Annotated in this window: 12 protein-coding genes; 7 read left to right on the plus strand and 5 right to left on the minus strand. The window is 62.2% G+C overall.

What is annotated here, in order from left to right:
• From amaA to HGO40_RS28940, 7 genes are all read left to right on the plus strand, one after another.
• A partial coding sequence (amaA, locus tag HGO40_RS28910; protein ID WP_250965831.1) for an L-pipecolate oxidase occupies positions 1 to 1,093 on the plus strand: 1,093 nt, incomplete at its 5' end.
• A gap of 370 nt (positions 1,094 to 1,463) precedes the next feature.
• Positions 1,464 to 2,600: a branched-chain amino acid ABC transporter substrate-binding protein gene (locus HGO40_RS28915; protein WP_186707826.1), complete on the plus strand. Its 1,137-nt coding sequence runs from the start codon at positions 1,464 to 1,466 to the stop codon at positions 2,598 to 2,600.
• A gap of 253 nt (positions 2,601 to 2,853) precedes the next feature.
• Positions 2,854 to 3,768, plus strand: a complete 915-nt coding sequence (locus HGO40_RS28920) for an ABC transporter permease subunit (RefSeq protein WP_053117953.1) — start codon at positions 2,854 to 2,856, stop codon at positions 3,766 to 3,768.
• Between the two features lie 2 nt (positions 3,769 to 3,770).
• Complete coding sequence (livM, locus tag HGO40_RS28925) at positions 3,771 to 5,051, plus strand: high-affinity branched-chain amino acid ABC transporter permease LivM (RefSeq protein ID WP_186707824.1); 1,281 nt, start codon at positions 3,771 to 3,773, stop codon at positions 5,049 to 5,051.
• Complete coding sequence (locus HGO40_RS28930; RefSeq protein WP_057448281.1) at positions 5,048 to 5,920, plus strand: ABC transporter ATP-binding protein; 873 nt, start codon at positions 5,048 to 5,050, stop codon at positions 5,918 to 5,920. The genes livM and HGO40_RS28930 overlap by 4 nt, the downstream gene beginning before the upstream one ends.
• Positions 5,917 to 6,633: an ABC transporter ATP-binding protein gene (locus tag HGO40_RS28935; protein WP_018606262.1), complete on the plus strand. Its 717-nt coding sequence runs from the start codon at positions 5,917 to 5,919 to the stop codon at positions 6,631 to 6,633. The genes HGO40_RS28930 and HGO40_RS28935 overlap by 4 nt, the downstream gene beginning before the upstream one ends.
• Positions 6,634 to 7,485: 852 nt before the next feature.
• On the plus strand, positions 7,486 to 8,250 hold the full coding sequence (locus tag HGO40_RS28940) for an SDR family oxidoreductase (RefSeq protein WP_186730053.1): 765 nt from the start codon (positions 7,486 to 7,488) through the stop codon (positions 8,248 to 8,250).
• A gap of 126 nt (positions 8,251 to 8,376) precedes the next feature.
• On the opposite strand, the gene HGO40_RS28945 is transcribed toward HGO40_RS28940, so the two are convergent.
• From HGO40_RS28945 to ureE, 5 genes are all read right to left on the minus strand, one after another.
• Complete coding sequence (locus tag HGO40_RS28945; RefSeq protein WP_250965832.1) at positions 8,377 to 9,510, minus strand: AGE family epimerase/isomerase; 1,134 nt, start codon at positions 9,508 to 9,510, stop codon at positions 8,377 to 8,379.
• Between the two features lie 276 nt (positions 9,511 to 9,786).
• A complete protein-coding gene (locus HGO40_RS28950) occupies positions 9,787 to 10,359 on the minus strand; it encodes a HupE/UreJ family protein (protein WP_250965833.1) in 573 nt (190 codons plus the stop codon).
• Positions 10,360 to 10,389: 30 nt separating this feature from the next.
• Entirely contained in the window at positions 10,390 to 11,004 is a 615-nt protein-coding gene (gene ureG / locus HGO40_RS28955) for an urease accessory protein UreG (protein ID WP_060739393.1), read from the minus strand.
• A 9-nt stretch (positions 11,005 to 11,013) separates the two neighbouring features.
• Entirely contained in the window at positions 11,014 to 11,703 is a 690-nt protein-coding gene (locus HGO40_RS28960) for an urease accessory protein UreF (protein ID WP_250965834.1), read from the minus strand.
• The gene (gene ureE, locus HGO40_RS28965) at positions 11,700 to 12,200 is read right to left on the minus strand and encodes an urease accessory protein UreE (protein ID WP_057448286.1); all 501 of its coding nucleotides are present in this window, start codon (positions 12,198 to 12,200) and stop codon (positions 11,700 to 11,702) included. Before ureE ends, HGO40_RS28960 begins: the two co-directional genes overlap by 4 nt.
• Positions 12,201 to 12,500 lie beyond the last annotated feature (300 nt).

Consider the following 12,500-nt stretch of genomic DNA (forward strand, 5'->3'; position numbering starts at 1 on the left):
CGGGGCGGGGCGCAACGGCGGCCGGGTGAACGCCGGGCTGTGGATCCCGCCGGATGACATCGAGGCCGGGTTCGGCGAGGCGGTGGGCAGCCAGCTCAACCGCATGCTGGGGGCTGCGCCAGCCTTGGTGTTCAGTCTCATCGATAAATACAGCATCGATTGCCAGTTGCGTCGCGAAGGCACCCTGCACATGGCCCATAACGCCCGGGGCGAGGCCGACCTGCGCAGTCGCGAAGCACAATGGAAACGCCGCGGCGCCCCGGTGGAATTGCTCACCGGCCAGGCCTGCGCGGAGGCGCCCGGCACCTCGAAAATCGCCGCGGCATTACTCGACCGCCGCGCCGGCACGCTCAACCCGATGGCCTACACCAGCGGGTTGGCCAAGGCCGCCACGGACCTGGGCGGCCAGCTGTTCGACCATTCCCCGGTGACCCATCTGGAACGCCAAGGCCAGCGCTGGTCGGTGCAAACCGCCCAGGGTTCGGTACTGGCCGAGCAGGTGGTGATTGCCTCCAACGCCTACACCGAGGGCGACTGGACCGAACTGCGGCGCAACTTTTTCCCTGGCTATTACTATCAGGTCGCCTCGGTCCCGCTGACCGACGAGGCCGCCCACCGCATCCTGCCGGGCGGCCAGGGTTCGTGGGATACCCGCCAGGTGCTGAGTAGCATCCGCCGGGACAAGGACGGCCGCTTGCTGCTGGGCAGCCTGGGCAACGGCAACCGCAAGCCGACCTGGTTCCTCAAGGCCTGGGCCGACCGGGTGCAGCAACACTATTTTCCTTACCTCAAGCCGGTGGAGTGGGAGTGCACCTGGACCGGTTGCATCGCCTTCACCCCCGATCATCTGATGCGCCTGTTCGAGCCGGCCCCCGGGCTGGTGGCCGTGACCGGTTACAACGGCCGGGGCGTGACCACCGGTACGGTGGTCGGCAAGGCGTTCGCCGATTACCTCTGCCACGGTAACGCCCCGGCCCTGCCGATCCCGTTCGCGCCCATGCAGCCATTGGCCGGGGGGGGGTTGCGCAGCTGCCTGTATGAGGCCGGTTTTTCGCTGTATCACGCGGGCCAGTGCCTGCGGATCGTCATTTGAGTGTTGAAAATTGTTGCTGGGAGCCGCGTTTTCTGGCGTAGCGTCTAGCCTGTTATGGTGCGGCTTGTAGCAGTTGCGCACCGACAGTGTGCAGTTCGGTGACGTGGGTTGTTACACAGTGGTTGCACGCCGTTTCGTGTGATGGTTGCAATGATGGCTCACGGAGGGTTTCACCCATTTAAATAAAAGGTTGCACCTCGTGCGGTTTAGACGGTTGCACGCCCTATGAAAAAGGGCTCGAAACAGTCGAAATAACAATAAAGCAGCGACTTTTTTCAGAATAAAAAACCGATGGCACGGCCCTTGCTCTGAGCTTTTCAGTGAAATGAAGTCGCAGTGCCAACTAAAAAAAACCTTGGAGCACCACCTCATGTCCCAGACGTTTTACAAGAAAGGTTTCCTGGCCCTCGCAGTGGCAGCTGCATTGGGTGTTTCTGCGTTTGCTCAAGCTGATGTGAAATTTGGTGTGGCGGGGCCGATGACTGGCGCCAACGCCGCATTTGGCGAGCAGTACATGAAGGGTGCGCAGGCAGCGGCCGATGTCATTAACAAAGCGGGTGGCGTCAACGGCGAGAAGATCGTACTGGTTGCCGGTGACGATGCTTGCGAGCCCAAGCAGGCCGTGGCCGTGGCCAACCGCCTGGTTGACCAGGACAAGGTGATCGGCGTGGTCGGGCACTTCTGCTCGTCCAACACCATCCCGGCCTCCGAGGTCTACGACGAAGCCGGCATCATCGCCATCACCCCCGGCTCGACCAACCCGGCCGTGACCGAGCGTGGCCTCAGCGCGATGTTCCGCATGTGCGGTCGTGACGACCAGCAGGGCATCGTGGCCGGCGACTACATCGTCGACGTGCTCAAGGGCAAGAAAGTCGTCGTCCTGCACGACAAGGACACCTACGGCCAAGGCCTGGCGGATGCCACCAAGGCACAACTGATCAAGCGCGGCGTGACCCCGGTGCTGTACGAAGGCCTGACCCGTGGCGAGAAAGACTTCAGCGCCGTGGTCACCAAGATCCGTGGGGCTGGCGCCGACGTGGTCTACTTCGGTGGCCTGCATCCGGAAGCCGGCCCGCTGGTTCGCCAGTTGCGTGAGCAAGGCCTCAAGGATGTGAAGTTCATGTCCGATGACGGCATCGTTACCGACGAACTGGTCACCACCGCCGGCGGCGCGCAATACGTCGATGGCGTGTACATGACCTTCGGCGCCGACCCGCGCCTGCTGCCAGACAGCAAGGTCGTGGTCGAGGAGTTCCGCAAGAATGGCACCGAGCCTGAAGGCTACACCCTGTACGCCTACGCTTCGGTCCAGGCCCTGGCCGCCGGCTTCAACGGCGCCAAGTCCAACAAAGGCGAGGATGCGGCCAAGTGGCTCAAGGCCAACCCTGTCCAGACCGTGATGGGCAAGAAGGAGTGGGACACCAAGGGCGACCTGAAAGTCTCCGACTACGTGGTCTACCAGTGGGACAAGGACGGCAAATACCACCAGTTGGAAAAACAGAAGTAATTTGAAGGGATGACTAGCCTGTGGCGAGGGAGCTTGCTCCCGCTGGGGCGCGTAGCGGCCCCAAAAAGGGGACTGCTGCGCAGTCCAGCGGGAGCAAGCTCCCTCGCCACGGAGACTGTGTTCACCCTGTCCTGATTGGCATTAGCCAAAGGCCCGTCTGTTTTTTTCTACGAGCCGCACATCCTTTGGCGCTGGGCTTCGAACCCGTCGTCGCGTCCCCGGGATGTGCTGTCTCACTGCGTGAGATTGCGTTATGGATGGTATTTTCCTGCAGCAACTGATCAATGGCCTGACCCTCGGGTCGGTCTATGGTCTGATCGCCATCGGCTACACAATGGTCTATGGCATCATCGGCATGATCAACTTCGCCCATGGCGAGGTTTACATGATTTCCGCTTACCTCGCGGCAATCAGTCTGGCTCTGCTGGCTTACTTCGGTATTGAATCCTTTCCGCTAATGATCCTTGGCACCCTCGTGTTCACGGTCGTGGTCACCGGCGTATACGGCTGGGTCATCGAACGCGTCGCCTACAAACCCCTGCGCAACTCCACCCGGCTGGCACCGCTGATCAGTGCCATCGGCATCTCGCTGATCTTGCAGAACTATGCACAAATCAGCCAGGGCGCCCGTCAACAAGGGATCCCGACGCTGCTCGAAGGCGCCATGCGCGTCGACATCGGCAGCGGTTTCGTCCAGCTCACCTACACCAAGATTTTCATCCTGGTCGCTGCGTTCGCCGGGATGGCCGCGCTGACCTACATCATCAAATACACCAAGCTCGGGCGCATGTGCCGCGCCACCCAGCAAGACCGCAAGATGGCCTCGATCCTGGGGATCAACACCGACCGGGTGATTTCCTACGTGTTCATCATCGGTGCAGCCATGGCGGCCCTGGCCGGCGTGCTGATCACCATGAACTACGGCACGTTCGACTTCTATGCCGGCTTCATCATCGGCATCAAGGCGTTCACCGCAGCGGTACTCGGCGGCATTGGCTCCCTGCCTGGGGCGATGCTCGGCGGGATCATCCTCGGCATTTCCGAGTCGCTGTTCTCCGGTCTGATCAACTCTGACTACAAAGACGTGTTCAGTTTCTCGCTGCTGGTGCTGATCCTGATCTTCCGTCCCCAAGGCCTGCTGGGTCGCCCACTCGTGGCGAAGGTATAAGTATGTCTGCTGCCAATAAACCGCTTGATATCAAACAGAGCGTCATCGACGCGATCCTGGCCGGCCTGATCTCGCTGATTGTGTTCGGGCCGATTGTCGGCGTGGTGCTCGACGGCTACAGCTTCAACCTGCAACCGGCCCGGGTCGGCTGGTTGGTGGCGATCGTGATGATCGGCCGTTTTGCCTTGAGCCTGTTCCTGCAAACTCCCAAGGGACTGAAGATTCTCCAGGGCTTCGAAAGCACCGGCTCCGGCGTGCATGTGCTGCCGCCGGACTACAAGTCGCGCCTGCGCTGGATCATCCCGGCGCTGATCGTGATTGCCATCGTGTTTCCGTTCTTCGCCAACAAATACGTGCTCACCGTGGTCATTCTCGGCCTGATCTACGTGTTGCTCGGCCTGGGCCTGAACATCGTGGTCGGCCTGGCGGGGCTGCTCGACCTGGGTTACGTGGCGTTCTATGCCATCGGTGCCTATGGCCTGGCGCTGGGCTATCAATACCTGGGGCTGGGTTTCTGGACCGTATTGCCGCTGGCGGCCATCGCGGCGGCGATGGCGGGGTGCATATTGGGATTCCCGGTGTTACGAATGCACGGTGACTACCTGGCCATCGTGACCCTGGGGTTCGGTGAGATCATCCGGTTGGTGCTGAACAACTGGCTGTCGTTCACTGGCGGGCCGAATGGCATGCCCGTGCCGTCGCCAACCTTTTTCGGCCTGGAGTTCGGCCGACGAGCGAAAGATGGCGGGGTGCCGTTCCATGAGTTCTTCGGCCTCGACTACAACCCCAACATCAAATTCCTGTTCATCTACATCGTGCTGTTCATCACGGTATTGCTGGTGCTCTACATCAAGCATCGCCTGACCCGCATGCCGGTCGGACGTGCCTGGGAAGCCCTGCGCGAGGATGAGATCGCCTGCCGCTCCATGGGCCTGAACCATGTGCTGGTCAAGCTCTCGGCCTTCACCATCGGCGCGTCCACGGCTGGCCTGGCCGGGGTGTTCTTCGCCAGTTACCAGGGTTTCGTCAACCCGTCGTCGTTCACCTTCTTCGAGTCGGCGTTGATCCTGGCGATCGTGGTGCTGGGCGGCATGGGGTCGACGGTCGGCGTGGTGATTGCCGCCTTCGTGCTCACCGTGGCGCCGGAGCTTTTGCGCAGTTTCTCTGAATACCGGGTGCTGCTGTTCGGCGTACTGATGGTGTTGATGATGATCTGGCGCCCGCGCGGCTTGATCCGTATCAGCCGTACCGGTGTGACGCCGCGCAAGGGGGTAGCGCCATGAGCGAAGTCGTACTCAAAGTTGAAAACCTGATGATGCAGTTCGGTGGCATCAAGGCCCTCAGCGATGTCAGCCTGCAGGTCAAGCGCAACTCGATCTTCGCGCTGATCGGACCCAACGGTGCGGGCAAGACCACGGTGTTCAACTGCCTGACCGGTTTCTACAAGGCTTCAGGCGGTAAGATTGAACTCAACGTGCGCGGTGAGCAGACCAACGTGATCAAGTTGTTGGGCGAAGCGTTTCGCCCGACCGACTTCGTCTCGCCGAAATCCTTCGCCAGCCGGCTGTACTACAAGATGTTCGGCGGCACCCACCTGGTGAACCGCGCTGGCCTGGCGCGGACCTTCCAGAACATTCGCCTGTTCAAGGAAATGTCGGTGCTGGAAAACCTGCTGGTGGCCCAGCACATGTGGGTCAACCGCAGCCTGGTGGCGGGCATCCTCAACACCAAGGGCTACCGCAAGGCTGAAAGCGACGCCCTGGACCATGCGTTCTATTGGCTGGAGGTGGTCGACCTGGTGGATTGCGCCAACCGCCTGGCCGGGGAGCTTTCCTACGGCCAGCAACGGCGCCTGGAAATCGCCCGGGCGATGTGCACGCGCCCGCAGATCATCTGCCTCGATGAACCGGCCGCCGGCCTCAACCCTCAGGAAACCGAAGCGCTGAGCGCGATGATCCGGCTGCTGCGCGACGAGCATGATCTGACCGTGGTGCTGATCGAACACGACATGGGCATGGTAATGAGCATTTCCGACCACATCGTGGTGCTGGACCACGGCAACGTGATCGCCGAGGGTGGTCCCGAGGCGATTCGCAACGATCCGAAGGTGATCGCGGCCTACCTGGGTGCCGATGAAGAGGAACTGGTATGAGTGGACCTATCCTCGAACTCAAGGAGTTGGACGTGTTCTACGGGCCGATCCAGGCCCTGAAGAAAGTCTCGATGCACATTGGCGAAGGCGAGACCGTGAGCCTGATCGGCTCCAACGGTGCCGGCAAGTCCACGCTGTTGATGTCGATCTTTGGCCAACCCCGCGCGGCGGGCGGGCAGATCATCTACCAGGGCGTGGACATCACCCACAAGTCCTCCCACTACATCGCCTCCAACGGCATCGCCCAGTCGCCAGAAGGGCGGCGGGTTTTCCCCGACATGACGGTCGAGGAAAACCTGCTGATGGGCACCATTCCCATCGGTGACAAATACGCCAGCGAAGACATGCAACGCATGTTCGAGCTGTTCCCGCGGCTCAAGGAGCGCCGCAACCAGCGGGCCATGACCATGTCCGGCGGCGAGCAGCAAATGCTCGCCATCGCCCGGGCATTGATGAGCCGGCCGAAGTTGTTGCTGCTCGATGAGCCGAGCCTGGGGTTGGCGCCGATCGTGGTGAAACAGATCTTCGCCACCCTGCGCGAGCTGGCCTCCACCGGGATGACCATTTTCCTGGTGGAACAGAACGCCAACCACGCCCTCAGGCTGTCGGACCGGGCCTATGTGATGGTCAATGGTGAAATCCGCCTGACCGGCACGGGCAAGGAGCTGCTCGCCAACGAGGAAGTGCGCAACGCGTACCTGGGCGGGCATTGAGGCGGTTGAAGCAATGAAAAAACCGGCGAGTGAATCGCCGGTTTTTTTATCTCCCCCAAACACCACCATCCCTCTGTGGGAGCGGGCTTGCTCGCGAAAGCGGTGGATCAGACAGATTGATGTCGACTGACACGCCGCCTTCGCGAGCACGCCCGCTCCCACATAGGGATTTCGGCTGTCTGCGGTAATTGTGGACAACAATCCTGAGCCCCCTGCGAAACCGCGACATAAAGTCGCCGCAAACAGTTGTTTTGTCACGGTTTTGACTTGTCCCCGTTTGCTGTGGAACTGGCTGTGGGTAACGTGGGAGTAGCTGGCTGAAAGCCTTTGATTACGTGGCTTGCAGGGCTGTGATCGTTTTTTGATCAGGCGTTTTCGGTCAAGCGTGAGCGGCTGTTGTCAACAGTTTTCTGAGCATTGGAATGGGCTCGGAAGTCTATGGGCAATCCTGTGGATAAGTCTGTGATTAAACTCTGGAAAGACCGCGCTGAGGGCCGTGGTTACTGGCTTGGAGCCATCGCCTCTGGTGCGCTGACTTATAGCAGATAACTTGCGTTGCACAACCTGAGTTGCAGGGTCAAGCGAAAAAATTTTCCAAATACCCCGCAAAGCCTTATGCACAGCGGCCTGTGGGGTTTGCACTTGCCCCCGATTACTGTGGACGTGCCTGTGGATAAGGTGCGGGCAACCGGCTGCGGGCCTTGCTGGGCAAGGCCTGGCGAGGATTGGTTGTTTTATGAGCAGCTGTGGGCCAAAAGCGCGTGTGCAAACCTTGCCCCCGACGTATCAGGCCGGGCATGCTGTGGGCCGATTCCATTCAACGGCTTTTGAAGTTCCAACAAGGAGAACACGATGTCTGACACCCTGTTTATCACCGGCGCGACATCCGGTTTTGGTGAAGCCTGTGCCCGACGTTTTGCCGAGGCCGGTTGGAAACTGGTGCTGACCGGTCGTCGTGAAGAACGCCTCAATGCCCTTTGTGCCGAGCTGTCGAAGCAGACCGAAGTCCACGGCCTGGTCCTGGACGTGCGCGATCGCAAGGCCATGGAAGAGGCCATCGCCAATCTGCCGCCGTCCTTCGCCACGTTGCGCGGGCTGATCAACAACGCGGGCCTGGCCTTGGGCGTCGATCCGGCGCCCAAGTGCGACCTCGATGACTGGGACACCATGGTCGACACCAATGTCAAAGGGCTGATCTACAGCACCCGCCTGCTGTTGCCGCGCCTGATCGCCCACGGCCGTGGCGCCGGGATCGTCAACCTGGGTTCCATTGCCGGCAACTACCCGTATCCGGGCAGCCATGTGTATGGCGCAAGCAAGGCGTTCGTCAAACAGTTCTCCCTGAACCTGCGTTGCGACCTGCAAGGCACGGGCGTGCGAGTGAGCAACATCGAGCCGGGCCTGTGCGAAAGCGAATTCTCCCTGGTGCGCTTCGGTGGCGACCAGGAGCGCTACAACGCGACCTATGCCGGCGCCGAGCCGATCCAGCCACAAGACATCGCCGACACGATTTTCTGGGTGCTCAACACGCCGGCGCACATCAACATCAACAGCCTGGAGCTGATGCCGGTGAGCCAGACCTGGGCTGGGTTTGCGATTGAGCGTAACAAGGCGTAGCGAATGGTGTGTGGATGAGCTTTTGTGGCGAGGGAGCTTGCTCCCGCTCGGCTGCGAAGCAGTCGTAAGCTTTTTGGGGCCGCTGCGCGGCCCAGCGGGAGCAAGCTCCCTCGCCACAGTGGGGGGTCAAGCCAGATAATCGGCCAGCCCGCGATAGCAGGTCAGCAGGTGATACGGCGTGGTGGACGGCATGTCCCGGCGGCTGACAATGCCGTCGGCGTCGAGGCATTCATTCCAGCCTTGGGGATGAAGGAAATGCTGCCCCAACGCCTGTAGTTGATGTAGCAAGGCCCCCTGATTGCCCGGGCGCAAGGTCAGCGCCCGCAGGTATTCCGCCTGGGCCCAGATGCGTTGGGTGGCATCCCGTGGGCCTGCTTGCGTGTCCAATGCCAGCATCGCGCACACCGCGCCGGAATCCGGATCGACGCCGCGTTGTTCGGTATGGCCGAAGCTGCGCTCCAGGGCGGTGTGCAACTTGCCGTTGCGCAACAGCGGGGAAGAGGCCAGCAAGTAATACCATTCGAACTGGTGGCCCGGCTCGAACCAGTTATCCACAGCCTTGAGCGGTTTTTCCATCATGACCCACTGCTGCGGATCGATGAAGTGCTTAGCCATCCCGTCGCACAAGCCCAGCAACGCCTGGCGGACGTTGGCATCTTCGCGGACCGAGAGGGTGGCGAGGAACGCTTCGGCCAGGTGCATCAACGGGTTTTGCAAAGGGCCGGAACCCGTCGTCGACCAATCGCGCTTGAGGCTGGCTTCGTAGAGACCGTCGACGCTGGCAAAGCGCCGGGCGAGGACTTCCAGGCTCGCGTTGAGCACCGATTCCACCAGCGGTTCGCGGACCTTGCCCCAGTAATGGGCGCAGGCGAACAGGATAAACGCGTGGGTATAGAGGTCCTTGCCGGTGTCCAGCGGCGCGCCTTGCGGGTCGATGCTGTAGAACCAGCCGCCGTGCTCGGCATCGTGGAAATGACGCTGGAGCGAGCGGAACAGTGCGCTGGCCCGTTCCTCGGCCTGGGGCATTTCGCCAATCAGGCTCGCAAACACATACAGTTGTCGCGCACAGGCCATGGCCCGGTAGCGCTGGGGTGGCAAAGGTGCATGTCCGGCATCCAGGGATTCATAGGGCAGCGCCAGTTCGGCATTCCAGCCCGGGCCTTGCCACATCGGCACGATCACGTCGTGAAAATGCTGCCGCACTGTTGCGAACAGGGCGGTCAATTCAGGCGGGGGAGCGGGGCGGGAAGCATCAGGCATGGGCGGACGTCGTCACGGCTTGGGGGCGATTGCGCGACATGGTAGCAGAGTGGCCGACTCCAGAGAGATGGCGCCTGTAAGTCCGTCATCCCGAGCACGCTCGCTCCCACAGGGTACGGTGTATACCGATCAAATTGTGGGAGCAGGCTCGCTCCACAAGGGGGCGGTGTACCGATCAAAGTGTGGAAGCAGATTGGCCCCCACAAGGGCCGGTGTACCCGATCAAACTGTGGGAGCGAGCTTGCTCGCGATGACGGCCTGGCAGGCGCTAAAGAATCAACCGGCCAACAACCACACCCCTGCCCCCGCCGAAGCTGCTCCAGCCAACCGAACCAATGGCGCCGCCGCGCGTGGCAGCACCCGCACCAGTGCAAACCCGGCGCCATGCAGCGCCGCCGTGGCTGCGACGAAGCCCACCGCATAGGCCCACGGGCTCGACATGTCCGGCAGTTCCAAGCCATGGGCCACACCGTGGAACAGTGCAAACAAGGCCGTCGCGCCAACCGCCAGGCTCAACGGTGGACGTACCGCCAGTGCCACCGCCAGGCCCAGGGCTAACACCGAGGCGGCGATCCCGCTTTCCAGCGCCGGCAGGTTCAGGCCTTCAAAGCCCAGCAGGCCGCCCAGCAGCATCGTACCGACGAAGGTGCAGGGCAGCGCCCAGCGTGCGGCGCCTTGTTGTTGCGCAGCCCACAAGCCGACCGCCAGCATCGCCAGCAAATGGTCGAGCCCGCCGAGGGGGTGGCCGAGGCCGGCGATCAGGCCATTGTCGCCGTGGCCGGGGTGGGCGCAGGCCAGGGCCGGGGTGAGCAGCAGGGCAAGGGCACCGAAGAGGCGTTTGAAGGTCATGGATAAGCTTCCTTGTGGTCAGTCGGAAAATCAGGCGGCGCTCAGCAGGCCCTGGCGCTCGATGAAGGCGATGATGTCGTCCAGGCCCTGGCCGGTCTTCTGGTTGCTGAACACGAAGGGCTTGCCGTTGCGCATCCGCCGGGTGTCGCTGTCCATCATTTCCAGGGACGCGCCCACCAGCGGCGCGAGGTCGATCTTGTTGATCACCAGCAGGTCGGATTTGCAAATGCCCGGCCCGCCCTTGCGCGGCAGCTTGTCCCCGGCGGAAACGTCGATCACATAGATCGTCAAATCCGACAGTTCCGGGCTGAAGGTCGCCGACAGGTTGTCGCCGCCCGACTCCACCAGAATCAGGTCCAGGCCCGGAAAGCGCCGGTTCAACTGGTCCACCGCCTCGAGGTTGATCGAGGCATCTTCGCGAATCGCCGTGTGCGGGCAGCCGCCGGTTTCCACCCCGATGATCCGTTCCGGCGCCAGGGCTTCGTTGCGCACCAGGAAGTCGGCGTCTTCGCGGGTGTAGATGTCGTTGGTGACCACCGCCAGGTTGTAGCGTTCACGTAGAGCCAGGCACAGGGCCAGGGTCAGGGCGGTCTTGCCGGAGCCCACCGGGCCGCCGATACCGACGCGCAGAGGTTGTGTGTTCATGTGTGTCTCCTAGGAACGGAACAGACGGCTGTACTGGCGCTCATGGGCCATGCACGCCAGGGACAGGCCAAACGCGGCGCTGCCGTAATGGTCGGGGTCGATGTTCGAGGCGTCGTGCTGGGCCTGTTGCAACAGCGGCAGCAGTTCGCTGGTCAGGCGCTGGGCCGCTTGCTGGCCCAGGGGCAGGGTTTTCATCAGCACCGCCAGTTGGTTTTCCAGCCCACTCCACAGCCAGGCGGCGAGGGCATCCTGGGGGGCGATCTGCCAGGCGCGGGCGGCCAGGGCCCAGCCCAGCGCCAGGTGCGGCTCGCTGCGCTGACCAAGGCTGAGCTGTTCGAGAAAGTCCCGGGCGGCACGGTCGAGTTCCGGCAGGCCGGCGAGCAATTGCTGCAACGAGTAGCCCATCTGCCGGCTTTCCTGGTACAGCTCGCGGGTTTCCCGGCTGGCGCGGTGCTCTTCACAGCGCTGCCGCAGCGTGTCCCAATCGTCCGCGGCGGCTGCGGTGCAGTGCGCCAGCAGCAGGGGCGCTTCGAAGCGTGCCAGGTTCAGCAGCAATTGATCGCCGATCCAGCGCCGTGCGTCGTCGGGGTTTTTCACCTGGCCGTTGTCCACCGCCATTTCCAGACCCTGGGAGTAGCTGTACCCGCCAATCGGCAACTGCGGGCTGGCCAGACGCAGCAGCGCCCAGGCCGGGTTCATGTGCGCACGCCAAATTGATGCAGGCGCGGCGCGTAGTTGAAGTCTTCGTCGCCGTGCCGGGAGTGATGATGGCCGCCGCCATAGGCGCCGTGTTCCGGCTGGAACGGGGCTTCGATGGCTTCGGCGCGGGCGCCCAGTTGTTCGAGCATCGCCTTGAGCACGTAATCGTCCAGCAGGCGCAACCAGCCATCGCCCACTTGCAGGGCCACGTGGCGGTTGCCTAGGTGGTAGGCGGCGCGAGTCAGTTCGAAGGCATTGGCGCAGGTGACATGCAGCAATTGTTCGGCGCGGGCGCAGACGCGCACGATGCGCCCATCTTCGGCCTGCAGGCACTCGCCGTCGTACAGCGGCGGCTGGCCTCGCTCCAGGAACAACCCCACGTCTTCACCCTCGGCACTGAAACAGCGCAGACGGCTTTTGCTGCGGGCGTCGAAGGTCAGGTGCAGCTCGGCGTCCCAGCGCGGTTGAGTGTCGATTCTGCGGTGAATCACCAGCATCGGAGTGCTTCCAGCAATGAACGGTGCTGTGTTTAGAGCAAGGGGCTTGCCAATCGAAGGGGGTGTAGGAAATATCTGGGGATAGCGTTTCAGGATGGGGCGGATTGCGTGCCATGTTGGTGCGCGATGGGCTGTCGCGCACCATTTTGCGGCTTGCACGAAAAAGATCCTGTGGGAGCGAGCTTGCTCGCGAAGGCGTCGGCCCAGCTTGCATCAAAGCAAGGCGCTACCCCTTGGCACCAGGCGCCGCCATCTCCTTGGTTTCCAGATGATCCAACGCCCGCTCGACCAGCAACTGCA

The sequence above is a fragment of the Pseudomonas sp. CG7 genome, from assembly GCF_023701885.1.
Taxonomy (GTDB): Bacteria; Pseudomonadota; Gammaproteobacteria; order Pseudomonadales; family Pseudomonadaceae; genus Aquipseudomonas; species Aquipseudomonas zanjanensis.

Bases quoted from the DNA above. Each gene is read 5' to 3' on its own strand.
- HGO40_RS28915 (WP_186707826.1), top strand. From the start codon at position 1,464: ATGTCCCAGACGTTTTACAAGAAAGGTTTCCTGGCCCTCGCAGTGGCA.
- HGO40_RS28920 (WP_053117953.1), top strand. From the start codon at position 2,854: ATGGATGGTATTTTCCTGCAGCAACTGATCAATGGCCTGACCCTCGGG.
- livM (WP_186707824.1), top strand. From the start codon at position 3,771: ATGTCTGCTGCCAATAAACCGCTTGATATCAAACAGAGCGTCATCGAC.
- HGO40_RS28930 (WP_057448281.1), top strand. From the start codon at position 5,048: ATGAGCGAAGTCGTACTCAAAGTTGAAAACCTGATGATGCAGTTCGGT.
- HGO40_RS28935 (WP_018606262.1), top strand. From the start codon at position 5,917: ATGAGTGGACCTATCCTCGAACTCAAGGAGTTGGACGTGTTCTACGGG.
- HGO40_RS28940 (WP_186730053.1), top strand. From the start codon at position 7,486: ATGTCTGACACCCTGTTTATCACCGGCGCGACATCCGGTTTTGGTGAA.
- HGO40_RS28945 (WP_250965832.1), bottom strand. From the start codon at position 9,510: ATGCCTGATGCTTCCCGCCCCGCTCCCCCGCCTGAATTGACCGCCCTG.
- HGO40_RS28950 (WP_250965833.1), bottom strand. From the start codon at position 10,359: ATGACCTTCAAACGCCTCTTCGGTGCCCTTGCCCTGCTGCTCACCCCG.
- ureG (WP_060739393.1), bottom strand. From the start codon at position 11,004: ATGAACACACAACCTCTGCGCGTCGGTATCGGCGGCCCGGTGGGCTCC.
- HGO40_RS28960 (WP_250965834.1), bottom strand. From the start codon at position 11,703: ATGAACCCGGCCTGGGCGCTGCTGCGTCTGGCCAGCCCGCAGTTGCCG.
- ureE (WP_057448286.1), bottom strand. From the start codon at position 12,200: ATGCTGGTGATTCACCGCAGAATCGACACTCAACCGCGCTGGGACGCC.